Source organism: Streptococcus oralis (assembly GCF_965111685.1).
Taxonomy (GTDB): Bacteria; Bacillota; Bacilli; order Lactobacillales; family Streptococcaceae; genus Streptococcus; species Streptococcus oralis_B.
Map to the genome: position 1 here is coordinate 1,009,101 of NZ_OZ217340.1, position 18,518 is coordinate 1,027,618.

17 protein-coding genes and 1 pseudogene are annotated in these 18,518 nt (G+C 40.0%); 6 read left to right on the plus strand and 12 right to left on the minus strand.

All coding sequences use genetic code 11. From position 1 onward, the window contains the following. The first annotated feature begins 111 nt into the window (after positions 1-111). From ylqF to xerS, 6 genes are all read left to right on the plus strand, one after another. Entirely contained in the window at positions 112-963 is an 852-nt protein-coding gene (ylqF, locus tag ACLV7H_RS05310) for a ribosome biogenesis GTPase YlqF (protein WP_045591345.1), read from the plus strand. Then, complete coding sequence (locus tag ACLV7H_RS05315) at positions 950-1,729, plus strand: ribonuclease HII (RefSeq protein ID WP_045591344.1); 780 nt, start codon at positions 950-952, stop codon at positions 1,727-1,729. The genes ylqF and ACLV7H_RS05315 overlap by 14 nt, the downstream gene beginning before the upstream one ends. Before the next feature lie 12 nt (positions 1,730-1,741). Further along, positions 1,742-3,292 carry a ClC family H(+)/Cl(-) exchange transporter gene (locus ACLV7H_RS05320; RefSeq protein ID WP_045591343.1) on the plus strand — a complete coding sequence of 517 codons (1,551 nt, stop codon included), beginning with the start codon at positions 1,742-1,744 and terminating at the stop codon, positions 3,290-3,292. A 50-nt stretch (positions 3,293-3,342) separates the two neighbouring features. Then, positions 3,343-4,083: a CPBP family intramembrane glutamic endopeptidase gene (locus ACLV7H_RS05325; protein ID WP_045591341.1), complete on the plus strand. Its 741-nt coding sequence runs from the start codon at positions 3,343-3,345 to the stop codon at positions 4,081-4,083. Between the two features lie 65 nt (positions 4,084-4,148). Further along, positions 4,149-4,592 carry a MepB family protein gene (locus ACLV7H_RS05330; RefSeq protein ID WP_411866568.1) on the plus strand — a complete coding sequence of 148 codons (444 nt, stop codon included), beginning with the start codon at positions 4,149-4,151 and terminating at the stop codon, positions 4,590-4,592. 184 nt (positions 4,593-4,776) lie between these two features. Next, positions 4,777-5,847, plus strand: a complete 1,071-nt coding sequence (xerS, locus tag ACLV7H_RS05335; protein WP_411866569.1) for a tyrosine recombinase XerS — start codon at positions 4,777-4,779, stop codon at positions 5,845-5,847. Positions 5,848-5,925: 78 nt separating this feature from the next. On the opposite strand, the gene ACLV7H_RS05340 is transcribed toward xerS, so the two are convergent. The 12 genes and pseudogenes from ACLV7H_RS05340 to ACLV7H_RS05395 form a co-directional block, all read right to left on the minus strand. Further along, positions 5,926-6,567, minus strand: coding sequence for a hypothetical protein (locus ACLV7H_RS05340; RefSeq protein ID WP_045591338.1), 642 nt, complete (start codon positions 6,565-6,567; stop codon positions 5,926-5,928). A gap of 104 nt (positions 6,568-6,671) precedes the next feature. Next, positions 6,672-7,661 (minus strand): lipoate--protein ligase, encoded by a 990-nt coding sequence (locus tag ACLV7H_RS05345; RefSeq protein WP_411866570.1) that lies wholly within the window; start codon positions 7,659-7,661, stop codon positions 6,672-6,674. A gap of 195 nt (positions 7,662-7,856) precedes the next feature. After that, entirely contained in the window at positions 7,857-9,560 is a 1,704-nt protein-coding gene (gene lpdA / locus ACLV7H_RS05350) for a dihydrolipoyl dehydrogenase (RefSeq protein ID WP_045591335.1), read from the minus strand. 41 nt (positions 9,561-9,601) lie between these two features. Beyond that, positions 9,602-10,645 carry a dihydrolipoamide acetyltransferase gene (locus ACLV7H_RS05355; protein ID WP_045591334.1) on the minus strand — a complete coding sequence of 348 codons (1,044 nt, stop codon included), beginning with the start codon at positions 10,643-10,645 and terminating at the stop codon, positions 9,602-9,604. Between the two features lie 452 nt (positions 10,646-11,097). Then, positions 11,098-12,090: an alpha-ketoacid dehydrogenase subunit beta gene (locus tag ACLV7H_RS05360; RefSeq protein WP_045591332.1), complete on the minus strand. Its 993-nt coding sequence runs from the start codon at positions 12,088-12,090 to the stop codon at positions 11,098-11,100. Positions 12,091-12,105: 15 nt separating this feature from the next. Continuing rightward, positions 12,106-13,074: a thiamine pyrophosphate-dependent dehydrogenase E1 component subunit alpha gene (locus ACLV7H_RS05365; protein ID WP_411866571.1), complete on the minus strand. Its 969-nt coding sequence runs from the start codon at positions 13,072-13,074 to the stop codon at positions 12,106-12,108. A 171-nt stretch (positions 13,075-13,245) separates the two neighbouring features. Next, on the minus strand, positions 13,246-14,592 hold the full coding sequence (locus ACLV7H_RS05370) for an MATE family efflux transporter (RefSeq protein ID WP_045591330.1): 1,347 nt from the start codon (positions 14,590-14,592) through the stop codon (positions 13,246-13,248). A 41-nt stretch (positions 14,593-14,633) separates the two neighbouring features. Beyond that, a complete protein-coding gene (locus ACLV7H_RS05375; RefSeq protein WP_411866572.1) occupies positions 14,634-15,902 on the minus strand; it encodes a dihydroorotase in 1,269 nt (422 codons plus the stop codon). A 12-nt stretch (positions 15,903-15,914) separates the two neighbouring features. Then, positions 15,915-16,379, minus strand: a complete 465-nt coding sequence (locus ACLV7H_RS05380) for an NUDIX hydrolase (protein ID WP_009730172.1) — start codon at positions 16,377-16,379, stop codon at positions 15,915-15,917. A 9-nt stretch (positions 16,380-16,388) separates the two neighbouring features. Then, entirely contained in the window at positions 16,389-17,042 is a 654-nt protein-coding gene (locus ACLV7H_RS05385; protein ID WP_411866573.1) for a uracil-DNA glycosylase, read from the minus strand. A 63-nt stretch (positions 17,043-17,105) separates the two neighbouring features. Further along, a complete protein-coding gene (locus ACLV7H_RS05390; protein WP_045591311.1) occupies positions 17,106-17,798 on the minus strand; it encodes a YjjG family noncanonical pyrimidine nucleotidase in 693 nt (230 codons plus the stop codon). A gap of 33 nt (positions 17,799-17,831) precedes the next feature. After that, positions 17,832-18,439 (minus strand): annotated as a pseudogene (locus ACLV7H_RS05395) (hypothetical protein). Positions 18,440-18,518 lie beyond the last annotated feature (79 nt).

Genomic DNA, 18,518 nt, shown 5'->3' on the forward strand with positions numbered 1-18,518 from the left:
ATCATTTATTGTGGTCAAAGCATGTGCAAAAGTTCCTCATTTATGATAGAATAGGTAGTAAGAAAGAAAACGTTTTTACTACGTTTTTTTTAGTCGGAAGGGGAAATGTTTATGGCTACTATTCAATGGTTTCCGGGCCACATGTCTAAAGCTCGGCGGCAAGTTCAGGAGAATCTAAAGTTTGTTGATTTTGTAACGATTTTGGTGGATGCTCGCCTACCTTTATCTAGTCAAAATCCTATGTTAACCAAGATTGTGGGTGATAAACCAAAGCTTTTGATCTTGAATAAGGCAGATCTGGCTGATCCAGCAATGACCAAAGAATGGCGTCAGTATTTTGAATCACAAGGAATCCAAACTCTGGCTATCAACTCCAAAGAGCAAGTTACTGTAAAAGTTGTTACTGATGCTGCTAAAAAGCTCATGGCTGATAAGATTGCACGCCAGAAAGAACGCGGTATCAAGATCGAAACCTTGCGGACCATGATTATCGGAATTCCAAATGCCGGTAAGTCAACTCTCATGAACCGTTTGGCTGGGAAAAAGATTGCAGTTGTCGGCAATAAACCAGGTGTTACCAAGGGGCAACAGTGGCTCAAAACCAACAAAGACCTTGAAATCCTAGACACACCAGGGATTCTTTGGCCTAAGTTCGAAGACGAAACCGTCGCTTTGAAACTTGCCCTAACAGGAGCAATTAAAGACCAGTTGCTTCCTATGGATGAAGTGACCATTTTTGGTCTCAATTATTTCAAAAAACATTATCCAGAAAAGCTAGCTGAACGCTTCAAACAAATGAAGATAGAAGAAGAAGCACCTGTTATTATCATGGATATGACCCGTGCCCTTGGTTTCCGAGACGACTACGACCGCTTTTACAGCCTCTTCGTTAAGGAAGTCCGTGATGGAAAACTCGGTAACTACACCTTAGATACATTGGACGACATCGATGAAGACGATTAAAGAAATCAAGGAACTTCTTGCTACTGTCAAAGAATTAGACAACCCCCTTTTTCTGGAACTAGAAAAGGATAGTCGTTCTGGAGTTCAAAAGGAAATCAACAAGCGTAAAAAAGCCATTCAGGCTGAACTGGATGAAGACCTTCGTTTGGAATCTATGCTTTCCTATGAAAAAGAGCTTTACAAACAAGGAATGACCTTAATAGCAGGTGTTGACGAGGTCGGCCGTGGTCCTTTGGCTGGTCCTGTGGTTGCTGCAGCCGTTATCTTGCCAAAAAATTGTAAGATTAGAGGTCTCAACGATAGCAAAAAGATCCCCAAAAAGAAACATCTGGAAATTTATGAAGCCGTTCAAGACCAAGCCTTGGCAATAGGTATTGGTATCATGGATAATCAGATCATTGATCAAGTCAATATCTATGAAGCGACCAAACTGGCCATGAAAGAAGCAATCTCCCAGCTCAGTCCCCAACCCGAGCACCTCTTGATAGATGCCATGAAACTGGAGTTGCCGATTTCTCAAACAGCAATCATCAAAGGAGATGCAAACTCTCTCTCGATTGCAGCTGCATCTATAGTGGCCAAGGTGACACGGGATGAATTGATGAAGGACTATGATGATCAATATCCTGGATATGATTTTACAGCTAATGCAGGATACGGGACAGCTAAACATCTAGAAGAATTGGAAAAACTAGGTGTCACCCCAATTCACCGAACCAGTTTTGAACCAGTCAAAACACTGGTTTCAACCAAGAAAGATAAGTAAGAGGAAATGATTATGGAGGAACAGTCAGAAACACTTAGTTCCAAGAAAGAATTTGCCTTTGCCTCAAGCACCATATTATCCCAAGTTGGACGAGGAATCATTGTTGGTCTCGTCGTAGGGCTAATCGTCGGATCCTTTCGTTTCTTAATCGAAAAGGGATTCCACCTGATACAAGGACTTTATCAAGATCAAGCGCACCTAGTGCGCAATCTTTTTATCATTGGTCTATTTTATTTAATAGTTTGCTGGCTTAGTGCGAAACTAACTCGGTCAGAAAAAGATATCAAGGGTTCAGGAATTCCTCAAGTCGAAGCCGAGCTGAAGGGACTGATGAGTCTCAACTGGTGGAGTGTCCTCTGGAAAAAATATATTTTAGGGATTCTTGCTATTGCAAGTGGCCTTATGCTAGGTAGAGAAGGGCCAAGTATTCAACTTGGAGCAGTTGGTGGTAAAGGCATTGCCAAGTGGCTAAAATCTAGTCCAGTAGAGGAACGTTCCCTGATTGCCAGTGGAGCTGCTGCAGGCTTAGCCGCTGCTTTTAATGCACCGATAGCAGGTCTCCTCTTTGTTGTAGAAGAAGTCTATCACCATTTTTCCCGCTTTTTCTGGGTCTCAACACTAGCAGCTAGTCTCGTAGCAAACTTTGTCTCACTACTCATATTTGGCCTAACACCCGTACTGGATATGCCAGACAACATTCCTCTCATGACCCTAGACCAGTATTGGATTTACCTGGTTATGGGAGTTTTTCTCGGGCTTTCTGGTTTTCTATATGAGAAAGCTGTACTCAATGTTGGTCAAATTTATGAATGGCTTGGTCAAAAAATCCATTTGGATAGAGCTTATTATCCAATCCTAGCCTTTATCCTCATCATACCAATCGGAATTTTTTTACCTCAAATTCTTGGTGGTGGAAATCAGGTCGTTCTTTCCTTGACTGAGCAAGATTTTAGTTTTCAGGTTCTATTAGCTTACTTTTTGATCCGCTTTATTTGGAGCATGATTAGTTATGGAAGCGGCCTCCCAGGAGGAATTTTCCTACCCATTTTGGCGCTTGGTTCCTTACTAGGTGCCCTAGTCGGTGTTATTTGTGTCAACCTTGGATTTGTCAGTCAGGAACAATTTCCTATATTTGTCATTCTGGGAATGAGTGGCTACTTTGGAGCAATTTCCAAGGCTCCATTAACTGCTATGATACTCGTAACCGAGATGGTTGGAGATATTCGCAACCTCATGCCACTTGGCTTAGTGACCTTAGTTGCCTACATCGTCATGGATTTGCTCAAGGGTGCTCCAGTCTATGAGGCTATGCTTGAAAAAATGCTACCAGAAGAAGCAACAGACGAAGGAGAAGTTACCCTAATTGAAATCCCTGTATCAGATAAAATCGCTGGAAAACAGGTTCATGAGCTCAACTTGCCACATAACGTACTCATCACCACCCAAGTCCATAATGGCAAAAGCCAAACAGTTAACGGCTCAACCAGGATGTATCTGGGTGATATGATTCACCTGGTGATTCCAAAAAGTGAAATTGGAAAAGTCAAAGATTTGTTGTTGTAAGTTTTATTTACATAATTTATTTTACGTAAATAAATTTGAAAGGATCCTCTATGAAAAGAAATAAGGCAATTGCGGTATATTTGCTAGGCACATTTAGCCAAATAGTATCAGTTTGTCTTCTTTTCTTTTTCTTGAATCATTTCTCTATTCAGTCCAATCTGTTAACTGTTTTAGGAATCATTGTTGGTGGGATTTCTTCAGCTCTTTGGGGAATAATTGTTGCAAATCACTATTTTCATATTCATTTTAAGAAGATCGTAAAAGATTTTTTTAACATCCATACTAATTATAAACATTATTTATTATCTTTTTTCCTAATTATCCTTGATTTTTCGTTTCTAATGTTTGGTGGGAAAATAATAGAATTTAGCTGGTATCTCCCATTTTTAATGTTCTTCAAATTTATTGTCTTTGGTGGTATAGAAGAGATTGGATGGCGATATGTCTTTCAACCAATTTTACAAGAGAAGCTACCGTATTTTCACTCAACAATCCTAACCTTTTTCAGCTGGGCGATTTGGCATCTGTTGTTCTTTTACATAGATGGTTCCCTAGCAACACTGCAAATTCTACCGTTTTTATTTGGATTGCTGACAAATTCTTTCATACTATCAACTCTTTATATCAAAACAAAGAATCTTTGGATTTGCGTTATGACACATTCGATCATTAACGTCTTGTCTCAGCTAACCATAGATACTGATCGATACGAAACCTACCTGATTAAAATTTTCGTCATTTTGATATCCTGCTATATGGTAATACATAAAAAAGATGAGTATAGTCGGTAGCTAATTTTGTTGGAAACCGTATTATTCTTAGGAAAAGTTATTTGCTAAGGAGGACATACATCATAATGAAAATACTCGATGTTTTATATAATTTTTATGGTGATTTTGATTTCATTGAAGAAAAATACAATGAAAAATACGAAGGTATTCTTATCAATATAAAGGAAGAGCAAGGGGATAAAAGATGCCGCTTGGCAAAAAGAACCCCAAAAAAAGAAGGATATTTTACAGTTTTTTGGAAAAAAGACCAAGATAACAAGAACGTTCCTTATATCAATGAAGATCTTGGGACTGAGCTGATTATCGTTGTCATCGATAAAGATAAGGTGGGACTATTTATTATTCCAAAAGAGGTGGCTATTCATAAAAAAATTCTCTCAACAACAAATTGCAAAGGAAAAATGTCTATGAGATTTTATCCTCCTTGGTGCACAAATTTAAATAAAACAGCTCTAGCAACACAAAAATGGCAATTGAAATACTATAGAGAAATTGACAAACAAGCATAAGTTATTATCATTTTGCCGGATTACATACACACAAAAGACCTGTTTCTTATGATTGTGGAACCAGGTCTTTGTTTTTTCTAAAATCAGTAAACACTTATAAGGTCTTTCCGAAAAACTATAATTTTCTTGAAAAATATGTAAGTCTATGCTATACTACTAGTAGACTTATTTATGGAGAAAATACATGAAACGTGAGATTTTACTGGAACGAATTGACAAACTGAAACAAATCATGCCCTGGTATGTTCTGGAATACTACCAATCTAAGCTTGCTGTTCCCTACAGTTTTACAACCTTGTACGAATACCTCAAGGAATACGATCGATTTTTCAGCTGGGTTTTGGAGTCTGGTATTTCAAACGCTGATAAAATGTCTGACATTCCTTTATCAGTCTTGGAAAATATGTCTAAAAAAGACATGGAGTCCTTTATTCTATATCTGCGTGAACGACCTTTGCTGAATGCTAATACAACCAAACAAGGTGTCTCTCAGACAACAATCAATCGCACTTTGTCAGCACTTTCCAGTCTTTACAAGTATCTGACAGAGGAAGTCGAAAATGACCAAGGTGAGCCCTATTTCTATCGTAATGTAATGAAGAAAGTTTCAACCAAGAAAAAGAAAGAAACACTTGCTGCCAGAGCTGAAAACATCAAACAAAAACTCTTTCTAGGGAATGAAACAGAGGGCTTTCTAACTTATATCGACCAGGAGTACCCTCAACAGCTCTCAAATCGCGCTCTCTCATCATTTAATAAGAACAAAGAACGTGATTTGGCAATTATTGCTCTTCTCCTAGCATCTGGTGTCCGCTTATCTGAAGCTGTTAATCTGGATCTAAGAGACCTCAATCTCAAAATGATGGTTATAGATGTCACTCGAAAAGGGGGCAAACGTGATTCTGTCAATGTCGCGGCCTTTGCTAAGCCTTATCTTGAAAATTATCTAGCCATTCGAAATCAACGCTATAAGACGGAAAAGACAGATACAGCATTATTTCTGACCTTATATCGTGGTGCTCCCAATCGTATCGATGCTTCTAGTGTTGAGAAAATGGTTGCTAAGTACTCAGAGGATTTCAAAGTCCGTGTAACTCCCCACAAACTACGCCATACCCTGGCGACTAGGCTCTATGATGCTACTAAATCGCAAGTTTTGGTCAGCCATCAGTTAGGTCATGCTAGCACACAAGTCACTGACCTCTATACCCATATCGTCAACGATGAGCAAAAGAATGCTTTGGATAGTTTATGAGTGATACATATTATAAATTATGTAAACTAACTATCGCTAAAAAAAGAAAGATCAATTCCTTTTATTTTTCGTTTTTTGTTATTTAAACTCAATCCAGTAGTTACGGTGTGGCTCTATAATTACTGGTTTACCCCAAAAGGCTTGCAGATAGGCTAGATTTGCTGGGCTTACAGGTTTTTTTGAATCATTGTACTGCTCAGCACTCTCTTTAGTTAGAAAACATTTTACTGCTTCATAAGAAGTTCCATCAGCTGTTTCTCTTTCGATTCCCATATAAGAAATTTCGTCACCACTTTTAAGATCGTCAGTTAACAGTTTACCAATAAAGAACACTGTCTTATTTTTCATAAGTTCATAAGCCTTACTATTTTCAAGTCTGTTGTTTGCTGTAGCATACATAATACAAAAACTATCAACAATGTCTTTCAAAGGCATTAAGTCCTCTTTGTTTACTTTGATTTCATCGGGGAGAAGTCCGCCAATTATAAGATTTTGGAAATAGGCTTGCTGGATTACATTATCTAAAGCCACTCCTAAAGATATTTGAACAGCTTGGTATCCTAAAGGCTGAAGCTCTTTAGATTTCTTATCATAATGTTCTTGTGTGATGCTTATATTTAAACTTTCAGTTTGAGAAATTTCCGTATTTCTATAAAAAGCAACAACATTGCGGTCTAACTGTTCAAATAGATCAAGTTTTTCTACTGGAATTTCTAACATAATGAATAACTCCTTTTCATTTTTCATCACTATTATAGTCTAATCAGCATGATTATTAAGTTTAACCCAAATAAAAGAATCCATCATAAATGGATTCTTTTTCCTTACCCCACTACCGCTTCAGCAATTTCTTCACGGCTGATACTAGCGAAATAGCGTGTAATATCAATAGTTTCTAGGGCCTTGAGGACATCTTCGCGTTCGTATTTCACTCCACGGAGGACTTCTTCTACTGCAGCAACGTCCTCGATACCAAAGAAGTCACCATAAATCTTGATATCTTTGATTTTTGATTCAATGACGTTGGCAAAAACTTCAACCTTACCACTAGTGAATTTTGTTCCACGACGGACGTTAAATTCAGGTGATTTACCGTAGTTCCAGTCCCAAGTACCAAACTTGGTATCCTTGATACGATTGATTTCCGCCAATTCTTCTTCTGAAAAGACGTATTCAGTCATCTCTGGGTACTCTTTTTTCATGTATTCCAATAGCAAATCACGGAATTCCTCAACTGTTATTTTTTCTGGTAATTCATTGACAATATTGGTTACACGAGCACGGACGGATTTCACACCTTTTGATTCAAATTTGTCTTTTGAAACCTTGAGGGCGTTTGCTAAGACCGACAAATCAACGTCAAAGAGCAAGCAACCATGGTGCATGATACGACCATTGATATAGGCTTGGGCATTTCCACAGAATTTCTTACCGTCAATCTCAAGGTCATTACGGCCTGTAAATTCAGCTTTAACACCAAGTTGAGACAAGGTATTGATAACTGGAGTTGAGAAGCTCTTGAAGTCAAAGGCCTTGTTTTCATCTTCTTTTGAAATGATGGTGTAGTTGAGGTTGTTTAAATCGTGATAAACAGCACCGCCACCACTGATACGGCGGACTACCTCAATACCATTTTCTCGAACATAGTCACGGTTGATTTCTTCGATAGTATTCTGGTGACGACCAACAATGATAGAAGGTTTGTTAATCCATAGTAGGAAGATTTGATCCTCATCTAAAAGGTGTTTAAAGGCATATTCTTCCAAGGCGATATTAAAAGCAGTGTCGTTTGAATGATTGATAATGTATTTCATAGTATTTCCAAAAATTTAATTTTTAAATTCTGTTCATAGCAATTCAATTTTCTAAAGTGGTAAAAAGAAATGTAACGTGTTATCGTTACATTTCTCGGAAAAATTGAGACAAGAGGCTCAATTTTTAGGCATGGAACTCTAATAGAGGTCGCTGCCGTCCGTACTACTTTAAGAAAATTTAGTTGAAAATCTTATTTATTTTTTCTTAGGTGAATGGATAGCCATTCCTAAAACATCCGCAAATGCTTCGTACATCACTTCAGAGTATGTTGGGTGCCCGTGGATGGTCTTCAGCATTTCTTCAACAGTGATTTCCATTTCGATAATGCTTGATGCCTCGTTGATCAATTCTGCAGCTGCAGGACCGATGATATGAACACCAAGGATTTCTCCGTATTTCTTACCTGCAATGACTTTTACGAAACCTTGAGCTGCATCAGAAGCAATGGCACGTCCGTTAGCCGCAAAGTTGAATTTACCGATAGCAACATCGTATTTCTCACGAGCCTGCTCTTCTGTTAAACCTACTGCTGCTACTTCTGGAAGAGTGTAAATGGCTGCAGGGGTCAAGTTGAGTTTTGCTACGACGTGATTTCCTTTAAGCGCATTTTCAGCGGCAACTTCACCCATACGGAAGGCTGCGTGAGCCAACATCTTGGTACCATTGATATCACCTGGTGCATAGATACCTGGAACAGAAGTTTCCATGTATTCGTTGACCTTGATGCGACCACGATCCAATTCAAACTCAACATCGCCAATACCTTCAAGGTCTGGCACACGGCCAATTGAAAGAAGAGCTTTGCTTGCGATGATATCGTCTTTTCCTTCAACCTTGATACGAAGTTGACCATTTTCCTCGATGATTTCTTGCAGCTTTGTGCCTGTCAAAATGGTCATTCCTTTACGCTCAAGGATCAAGCGAAGATTCTTAGAAACTTCCGCATCCATAGCTGGAACGATACGGTCCATCATTTCGATAACAGTTACTTTTGAGCCAAATGTCATGAAGGCTTGACCGAGTTCGATACCGACAACTCCACCACCGATGATAACAAGGCTTTCTGGAACTTCGTTCATTTCAAGAATGTCGTCACTTGTCATCACGAGCGAAGATTCCATACCAGGAACGTTGATCTTGCTGACTTTTGAACCACCAGCAAGGATGATTTTCTTAGTTTCAAGCAATTCTGAACCATTAACTAAGACATTCTTGTCTTTAGTGATGGTACCAATTCCTTTATGAACAGTAACTCCGTAGCTACGAAGAAGACCTGCAACTCCACCTACCAAGGTATTGACAACTTTAGATTTAGTTTCTAAAAGTTTGTCCATATCAACAGTGAAGTTTGGATTTTCTATGACGATACCACGGCTTGCTGCATGACCGATATTTTCGATGATTTCAGCGTTGTGAAGGTAGGTCTTCGTTGGAATACAGCCACGGTTCAAGCAGGTTCCACCGAGTTCTGATTTTTCAACAAGGGCAATCTTACCACCAAGTTGAGCAGCTTTAATCGCCGCCACATAACCAGCAGGACCTCCACCAATCACAACGATATCAAAGGCATCATCGCTCTTACCATCGTCGTTTGAGGCACTAGCTGCAGGTGCAGGTTTTGATTCTGGCGCAACTGCTCCAGCAGTTGGGATGTTTTCCCCTTCTTCGCCAAGGTAACCGATAACTTCAGTTACTGGAACAGTTTCCCCATCTCCTTTAAGGATGGCAATCAAGTATCCATCTTCTTCGGCTTCCAATTCCATGCTGACTTTGTCAGTCATGATTTCCAAAAGGATTTCTCCTTCTTTTACAAATTCACCGACTTTTTTATTCCATTGGACGATTTGTCCTTCTGTCATATCCACGCCGGCTTTTGGCATAATTACTTCTAAGGCCATGTCTTACTTCCTTCTAAATCTCTAAAATAACAATAGCTGACTTAAACAAGCATTGAGATCGGATTCTCAATCAAGGCTTTCAAGTCTTTCATAAACTTAGCACCAGCCATACCATCTACGACACGGTGGTCAATGGTTAATCCTAGGCTCATGATAGGGCGAATGACAATCTCACCATTGACAACAACTGGTTTCTCGATTGTCGAACTTACACCCAGAATAGCTGAGTTTGGTTGGTTGATGATCGGACCAAAGGACTGAACGCCAAACATTCCCAAGTTACTAATTGTGAAGGTTGAGTTTTGCAACTCACTTGGAGCTAATTTACCATCCAAGGTACGACCAATGACATCCTTGAAGGCTACAACCAACTCTGACAGGCTCATTTTTTCAGCATTATAGACAACAGGTGTCATCAATCCATTATCCATTCCAACTGCCATAGCAAGGTTGACATAGTTATGAGTGATAATGGTCTTGCCATCTTCTGTCAATGAAGCGTTGATGTATGGGTGCTTCATTAAGGTCTTCACAACAGCGAGGGAAAGAAGGTCTGTAACAGTAGTCTTCTTACCAGTTGCTTCCATGATTGGATCAAGAACCTTCTTACGAAGAGTTAGCATTTCAGTCATATCAACTTCATAGTTGAGTGTGAAAGTTGGCGCAGTTAAGTAAGATTCAACCATACGTTGGGCAATAACCTTACGCATTGGTGTCATTGGAATACGCTCAATCTCACCATAAGGAGTGATAGTATCTGGAACTTCTTCCACTTTTTCGATTTGAGCAGGAGACTTGATGGTGTCGTTTTCGATATTTTCAGGAAGCAAGGCCAAAACGTCCTTCTTCATGATCTTACCACGATGACCAGTTCCTTGGATTTCCTGCCAAGCAATGTTATGTTCGAGGGCAATTCGTTTTGCAAGTGGCGAAATGCGAACCACGTTTGTGTCTTTATAAGTTTCCACGTCTTCTTTGTGGACACGACCGTTTGCACCTGAGCCAGAAACATCATAGAGGTTGATCCCTAGATCATCCGCTAACTTTCTAGCCGCAGGAGTCGCTCTTAGCTTGTCATCAGCCATGACCTCTCCAATTCTAATTATGATACTAAAGGCGTAAAAAGCGACTGAAAAATAGGAAATCTACGCAGGCTTCGATGAAGTCAAGGAGATTTATCTTTTTTCCGAGCTTTTAGCCCGTGTTCAAATATAAGATATTAAGGACGCAGAGGGCAATGAAAAAATAGGAGATTGACGATGTGTTCGATGAACACAAGAAAATCTATTTTTTTTCGCAGACCTCCGTCCGAATTCAATTACAACTCTACAAGTAACTTGGACACGGAACGTGTCTCAAGTTACTACGGTTGTCGCTATTAGGCGACCAACCTAGTAGACTTACTAATTCATTCGTCGAATATTATCGATTCGTCAAAAAACTGTCGTAACTTTACAAATAAGTTAGATACAAAACATATCTTAAGTTATTAAAGTTAAAAATCTCTAAAATTTTACATAATTTTATTTATGCAAGATTATTCTTTGTTATAAGTTTTTCGGATGGCATCTTTGATGCTTTCAACTGTTGGAATCATTGCATTTTCTAGGTTTTGTGCGTAAGGCATTGGCACATCTTCTCCTGCGCAACGGCGGATTGGTGCATCTAGATAGTCAAATGCTTCTGATTCTGAAATAATTGCTGAAATCTCTCCGATATAGCCACTTGTTTTGTGGGCGTCGTTGACCAGAACGACCTTACCAGTCTTCTTAACTGAGTTAATGATGATATCCTTATCAAGCGGTACAAGGGTACGTGGGTCAACAATTTCAACCGAAATTCCTTCTTCTGACAATTCTTCAGCAGCTTGAATCACACGGCGAAGCATTTTTCCGTAAGTAACAACTGTTACATCTGTACCTTGGCGTTTGATTTCCCCAACTCCAAGTGGGATTGTATAGTCTGGATCAACTGGCACTTCCCCTTTTTGGTTAAATTCTGACTTGTACTCAAGGATGATAACAGGGTTGTTATCACGGATAGAAGACTTGAGAAGTCCTTTCATGTCAGCAGGTGTACCTGGTGCTACAACCTTAAGTCCAGGAATGTGAGTGAACCAAGACTCTAGGGATTGCGAGTGCTGGGCAGCAGAACCAACTCCGTTACCAGCAGCACAACGGACAGTCATTGGAACCTGACCTTTACCACCAAACATATAACGTGTTTTAGCAGCTTGGTTAACGATATTATCCATGGCAATGACCGAGAAATCCATAAAGGTCATATCAACGATTGGGCGAAGTCCTGTCATAGCCGCTCCTGCTGCTGCTCCAGAGATGGCAGCTTCAGAAATCGGACAGTCACGGATACGTTCTGGACCAAATTCTTCGAGCATTCCGACAGAAGTTCCGAAGTCTCCTCCGAAGACACCGACGTCTTCTCCCATCAAGAATACATTTTCATCGCGACGCATTTCCTCAGACATAGCAAGGATAATGGTGTCACGGAAGGACATTGTTTTTGTTTCCATTTTATCTCTTTCTCCTTAGTCTGCGTAAATATCTTCAAATGCGGATTCTAGTGGTGGGAATGGACTTTCTTCAGCAAATTTAACAGAAGCTTCTACTGCTACTTTCACTTGTGTTTGGATTTCTTCCAATTCTTCAGCGCTAGCAATGTTATTTTCAATAAGGTAATTGCGGAGTTTTTCAATTGGGTCTTTTTGTTTCCACAATTCCACTTCTTCACGCGTACGATACTTACCAGGGTCAGATGATGAGTGACCAAGCCAGCGATAAGTTACACTTTCAATCAAGACTGGTCCATTGCCACCACGAACATGGTCTACAGCTTTCTTAAATCCTTCATAAACATCAATTACATTGTTTCCGTCTTCGATAAACATTCCAGGAATTCCATAAGCAGCGCTACGTTGATGGATATGCTCTACATTGGTCATTTTCTTTATATCCGCAGAGATCCCATAACCGTTATTGATACAGTAGAAAATTACTGGAAGATTCCAAATTGAAGCTATATTAACAGCTTCGTGGAATACACCTTCATTCGTCGCTCCATCACCAAAGAAGCAGACAACGATTTTACCAGTGTTCTGCATTTGCTGACTGAGGGCTGCACCAACAGCGATTCCCATACCACCACCTACGATACCATTGGCACCGAGGTTACCAGCATCAAGGTCAGCAATGTGCATGGAACCACCTTTTCCTTTACAGGTTCCAGTGTATTTTCCAAGGATTTCAGCCATCATTCCGTTAAGGTCAATCCCCTTAGCAATAGCCTGTCCATGACCACGGTGGTTGGAAGTAATCAGGTCATCTGGGTTGAGAGCCAACATCGCTCCAACGTTAGCAGCTTCCTCTCCAACAGAAAAGTGAGTCATACCGGGAACTTTCCCCTTTTTCACTAACTGAGCAATTTTTAAGTCCATGCGACGGATTTCTTCCATCTTACGGAACATCTCTAGCAAAAGATTTTTATCTAAAGTTGACATAATCTTGCCTTTCTAACATTGTTCTTACCTTACTATTTTACCTTTTTTAGTATACACTGTCAAAGTTTATAGTTAATAAAATTTCACAATATAAAAAAATAAATCCCTGTTAAAACAGGGATTCTCTCTAGTTAGAGCATTTTTTCACAAAGTTATTTTTCAGGATATTTTCTAAAAATAGCTCAATCTTTTCATTATGGATTTCAAACGCCATTGATACAAACAACCAGAAACGATCAAGCTGGCAATCAACCCAATCCAGTAGGCAAATGCCCCTAAGTCAGTTGCTTGATCTAGTAGATATCCTAGAGGTATCGCTACTCCCCAATATCCGATTAGACCAAGATAGAAAGGAACGATAGTGTCCTTATACCCTCTTAAAATTCCTTGGAGCGGAGCCGCAAAGGTATCAGCTAACTGGAAAAAGAGACTGTAGGTTAGAAATACAGCAGTTGTTTCAATGAACTGAGGGTCATTTCCATATAGACTTGCTACACGATCTCTAAAAATGTAGAGAAAGGACAGGGTAAGACCTGCAAAAATAAGGGCAGTTACTCTCCCCAGACGAGCGTAGATTTTTGCATCCTCAAAACGTTTAGCCCCAACCTCGTAAGACACAACAATCGCCATAGAAGAGGAAATACTCATGGGAAAGGCGTACATGAGGCTTGAAAAATTCATAGCTGACTGGTGACTAGCGATGATGAGCGATGAAAACTTAGCCATGATTAGTCCCACAACGGAGAAAATGGCCACTTCCGCAAATACGGTTCCTCCGATTGGTAGACCTAATCGAACACCCTCCTTGATTTTATCTATATTGAGTGGAATCCGTTTTTCAAGATGTAGCGCTTTTAACCTTTCTTGTTTGAACAAAACAAGCAGGGAAATGCCCAATAAAACCCAATAGGCTAGCGAAGTTCCTAGCCCTGCTCCTGCGCCACCAAGCTCAGGGAAACCAAGGGCTCCATAAATCAAAAGATAGTTAAAACCACTATTGAGCGGAAGTAATAGGAGCATGAGATACATAGATAGTTTGGTCAAACCAAGAGAATCTAACAATGACCGAATGACACTAAAAAGCAACAAGGGAATAATCCCGATAGACAGGTACCAAAGATAAGAAACTGCAACTGCCGCCACTTGAGCTTCTAGTCCGATATGATTTAAGACAGGTGGCGCTAAGAATACTACCATTCCAAGCAAGACCAAAGATAGTCCGAAAGCCAAGTAGATAAATTGGTAAAAATCAGATGCTACTTCTTCCTTTTTGCCCCGTCCTAGATGATGGCCTATAATGGGAACCATGGCCGAAACAATCCCTGTTAAAAAAGTGAAGAAAGGATTCCATAGACTCGTTGCAGTTGATACACCAGCCAAGTCCATGGTATTGTACTGCCCAGTCATGGTTGTATCAACAAAAGAGGCAGAATAATTGGCAAACTGATAAATCAGGATAGGAAAAAATATCTTAAGAAATAAAATAAACTTATCTTTAAATTGATGGGTTCGATACATATACGCTCTCTGTTCTTATAGTTTATAGAGCAGAATCCCATCTAGTTTTTGTAAACGATTTGTCCCTTACAGATGGTATATTTAACCTGCCCTTTTAAAGTTTCACCGATAAATGGTGAGTTTGCAGCTTTTGAAGCAAAATAGGAGTCCACAAGGCGGTCAGCCTTAGCATCAAAGATAGTGACATCCGCTGGACCATTCTCAGCCAAGTAACCAGCTTCAAAGTTGTAAAGTTGGGCTGGATTAACAGTCATTTTTTCTAGCAATTCCATCAAGCTTAGCTCACCAGCTTCGACCAAATAAGTCAAACCGAGAGAAAGTGATGTTTCCAAGCCTGTCATACCAGATGGTGCTTTAGTGATATCCTCGACATTCTTCTCGTCTGCATGGTGAGGCGCGTGGTCTGTCGCGATTACGGAGATGACTCCCGACTTAAGACCTTCAATCACTGCACGACGATCTGACTCCAAACGAAGCGGAGGATTCATTTTGGCATTGCTACCTTGTGTCAAGAGAAGTGCTTCTGTCTTAGAGAAATGCTGGGGAGCTACTTCTGCTGTGACTTGCGCACCCAAACTTTGAGCGAATTCCACTACCTTGACACTTTCTTCCTTAGACAAATGCTGGATGTGAACATGGGCCTTGGTTGCATAGGCAATCATAACATCACGCGCAATCATAGCGTACTCAGCCACCCCAGTCGCTCCACAGATATGAAAATGTTCTTTAGCGATGTTTTCGTTAAACCCAAGAATACCGTTCAAGCCGGGATCTTCCTCGTGTAGACAAACAAAGGTACCAAGTTTTTTAGCAGTTTCCAAGGCTTCTTTGAGAACTATGCTGCTCTCAAGTGGAATACCGTCATCTGAGAAACCAACGGCACCTGCTTCTAAAAGCGCCTTAAAGTCAGTCAAGTCTTTACCATTAAAGTTCTTGGTAATAGTTGCAACCGTTTTGACGTTAATCTTTTCCTTGGCAGCAGACTGGAGAACTTCTTGCAAAGTCTCTACGTCTGAGATGGTTGGATTGGTATTAGCCATCATGACAACCGTTGTAAAACCACCTGCAGCAGCTGCTAGGGCACCAGTATGGATATCTTCCTTGTGGGTCTGACCAGGTTCACGGAAATGGACATGAATATCCACTAGTCCAGGTGCAACCACAAGACCTGTAGCATCAAGCACCTCTGCTCCTTCTTTCTTGATTTCAGACGCAATTTTGACAATTTTCCCATCTTGGACCAAAACATCACAGACTTGATCCAGACCAGACTTGGGATCCATTACACGACCGTTTTTGATTAATAACATCCGCTTTCTCCTTTATTCATAGAAATCAACTTGAGTATCCAACAATTTATCCCCATCATAAACAAACTTAGCTGAAAAGAAGGGTTTGTCCTCTAAAAGCCACTCAACAAAGGTGTGGTCACCCTCCCAAGTTGGCTTGCTCAAAACTTCATCATAGGGAACCCATTCTAATGTTCCCTCGTTGCATTCAATCAACTCACCTTCAAACTCTGTCACCTTAAAAACATAGGTGTACCAGTCTAAATCTGGCGTGAATTCTGGAAAAGTGATGACACCTTTTAGAACTGGCTTGGCTTTGAGGCCGGTCTCTTCGAGGATTTCACGCGCTGCGCACTCCTGAGGAGTCTCACCTCGTTCTAGCTTACCACCCACACCAATCCATTTGCCTTCATGAACATCATTCGGCTTCTTATTGCGATGCAGCATGAGCAGTTCTTTTCCGTTATCAATGTAGCAAATCGTCGCTAACTGAGGCATATTCTCTCCTTATCTAAGCCAATCGATTGGCTCTTGTCCTGTCTCTCTTAAGAATGCATTGGCCTTGGAAAAAGGCTTAGAACCCCAAAATCCTCTATAAACCGATAAAGGACTAGGATGGGCTGATTCGATAATCCAGTGGTGAGGATTGGTAACCAAGGTCTTCTTCTTGCGTGCATAAGCACCCCAGAGCACAAAGACTACTGATCTATCCAGATTATTAACAACTCGAATCACAGCATCTGTAAAAGGTTCCCATATCTGCCCAGCATGACCATTGGCCTGACCGGCAGGAACAGTCAAACATGCATTAAGAAGTAAGACTCCTTGCTCAGCCCATGCTGTCAAATCATGAGATTTCTTAACCCCGATGTCATCTGACAATTCTTTCAAGATATTTTGCAAGGACGGTGGCGCTGGAATAGCATCAGGTACAGAAAAACTCAAGCCCTGCGCCTGACCCGGCCCGTGATAGGGGTCTTGCCCTAGAATCACCACCTTCACTTCTTCAAGCGGTGTAGTAAAGAGAGCCTGAAAAACTTTTTCCTTAGGTGGATAAACAGTTCCCTGAGCATAGACCTGATCCATAAACTGATTGATTTTCCCGAAATACCCCTCAGGTAATTGCTCCTTAATCAAAGCATGCCAAGATGAGTGTTGCATAAAGCCTGCTCCTTCATTTTTACTGCCTCTATTATAGCAAAAAGTGGCTATCTAAACCACTTTTTACAGTTTATCCAAACAATCCAGCAAGTCAGGGTAAGAATGAACTTCATAGGTCGGCTGGGCTTGCGTCTTATTTTCCAGATGATGGGGATTGTACCAGATAGTATCAATACCAGCATTGTTGCCACCTTGTATGTCAGCTGTCAGGGAATCTCCAATCATAACCGTCTTTTCTTTGCTGAAACCTTCAATCTGCTGTTCGATTTTTTCGTAGAATAGTGCGTCAGGCTTTTGTGTTTGCAATTGCTCGGAGATAAAGACTTGGTTGAAATAGGGAGCCAGACCTGATTGAGCCAAACGTCCTGTCTGAATGGCAGTAATCCCATTTGTCGCAGCGTATAGCTCATAATCTCTCTCGATGAGGCTGTCCAAGAGTTCATGGGCACCTGAAAAAGCTTGTCCTTGCTGGGCAAGGTAAAATTGGTATCGCTTGGCAAGCAAAGTACCGTCTTTCTCCAGTCCAAAATGATCAAACAATCGAGAAAAGCGCGTGTTAACCAGTTCTTGTTTACTGATTTTCTTTTGCTCCAAGTCCTTCCAGAGAGCCTTGTTCATAGGAACGTAATAGTCTTTATAGGCTTGAATGTCCGCAACTCCTTCTTCCTTTAGAAGTTGTGTCAGAGCCACATCCTCAGCAGTATCAAAATCAAGCAAGGTGTGGTCAAGGTCGAAGAGTAGAAATTTGTAGGGCAATTTGATTTTTCCTTTCTATGTGAGAACAAGTTACTAGTATTTATTAGGAAAATATTCTTTTCCTAACTGCCATAAATACTGATCAATCTCTTTTAGATTAAATTCTTCTAATCCGTAGTATTCTCTAAAAGCAATAATTATATTTTTAAATTTTTGATAATCTTTTAGGTCTGCATCCTTAAAGTTGAAAAATCTATCTGTTTTTCTAAAAGATTTTAATACCTTTTCTACATAGCTATCATAAATAGGGTATTCGTTAGGATTATGATGGGAACAGTATTTAGTAGAAAAAGAATAGAACTTTCTAGTTACCCCATTGATCGTAAAATTTTGAATTTCATTGACTAAAGTTACATCACCTTATCTCAACTTCTCGTCAATTTTAAGACTCAGAATATGCTCTGCAACTGGATAAACTGAAAAGAATTTGTGCTATAAAAATCATTCAACGTAGCAACATTTAATAAGATATCAGAAATTTCTTCTTTACTTGGTAACAGCTCAAAAAATAATTTATCCAAAGCATCTTCTTACAACTGATAATTTTTAAGATTTTTCCACGTTTTCAAGTACTTTCCTACTTAACTGGCTGACGGTTCAGAAATAACAATATCTGATTTCTGTCTTCTATTATAGTTAATTTACATACTTATCTCACTTAAAGTAGTTGTTAAAATAATTGATAGATTTATTATAGCATAATACAAAACGAATGGGTAA

Excerpts from the sequence above, each read along its gene's own strand:
- lpdA (WP_045591335.1), bottom strand. The coding sequence starts at position 9,560 with ATGGCCTTAGAAGTAATTATGCCAAAAGCCGGCGTGGATATGACAGAA.
- ACLV7H_RS05355 (WP_045591334.1), bottom strand. The coding sequence starts at position 10,645 with ATGGCTGATGACAAGCTAAGAGCGACTCCTGCGGCTAGAAAGTTAGCG.
- ACLV7H_RS05370 (WP_045591330.1), bottom strand. The coding sequence starts at position 14,592 with ATGTATCGAACCCATCAATTTAAAGATAAGTTTATTTTATTTCTTAAG.
- ACLV7H_RS05375 (WP_411866572.1), bottom strand. The coding sequence starts at position 15,902 with ATGTTATTAATCAAAAACGGTCGTGTAATGGATCCCAAGTCTGGTCTG.
- ACLV7H_RS05340 (WP_045591338.1), bottom strand. The coding sequence starts at position 6,567 with ATGTTAGAAATTCCAGTAGAAAAACTTGATCTATTTGAACAGTTAGAC.
- ACLV7H_RS05385 (WP_411866573.1), bottom strand. The coding sequence starts at position 17,042 with ATGCAACACTCATCTTGGCATGCTTTGATTAAGGAGCAATTACCTGAG.
- ACLV7H_RS05365 (WP_411866571.1), bottom strand. The coding sequence starts at position 13,074 with ATGTCAACTTTAGATAAAAATCTTTTGCTAGAGATGTTCCGTAAGATG.
- ACLV7H_RS05320 (WP_045591343.1), top strand. The coding sequence starts at position 1,742 with ATGGAGGAACAGTCAGAAACACTTAGTTCCAAGAAAGAATTTGCCTTT.
- ACLV7H_RS05315 (WP_045591344.1), top strand. The coding sequence starts at position 950 with ATGAAGACGATTAAAGAAATCAAGGAACTTCTTGCTACTGTCAAAGAA.
- ylqF (WP_045591345.1), top strand. The coding sequence starts at position 112 with ATGGCTACTATTCAATGGTTTCCGGGCCACATGTCTAAAGCTCGGCGG.
- ACLV7H_RS05360 (WP_045591332.1), bottom strand. The coding sequence starts at position 12,090 with ATGGAAACAAAAACAATGTCCTTCCGTGACACCATTATCCTTGCTATG.
- xerS (WP_411866569.1), top strand. The coding sequence starts at position 4,777 with ATGAAACGTGAGATTTTACTGGAACGAATTGACAAACTGAAACAAATC.
- ACLV7H_RS05380 (WP_009730172.1), bottom strand. The coding sequence starts at position 16,379 with ATGCCTCAGTTAGCGACGATTTGCTACATTGATAACGGAAAAGAACTG.
- ACLV7H_RS05345 (WP_411866570.1), bottom strand. The coding sequence starts at position 7,661 with ATGAAATACATTATCAATCATTCAAACGACACTGCTTTTAATATCGCC.
- ACLV7H_RS05330 (WP_411866568.1), top strand. The coding sequence starts at position 4,149 with ATGAAAATACTCGATGTTTTATATAATTTTTATGGTGATTTTGATTTC.
- ACLV7H_RS05325 (WP_045591341.1), top strand. The coding sequence starts at position 3,343 with ATGAAAAGAAATAAGGCAATTGCGGTATATTTGCTAGGCACATTTAGC.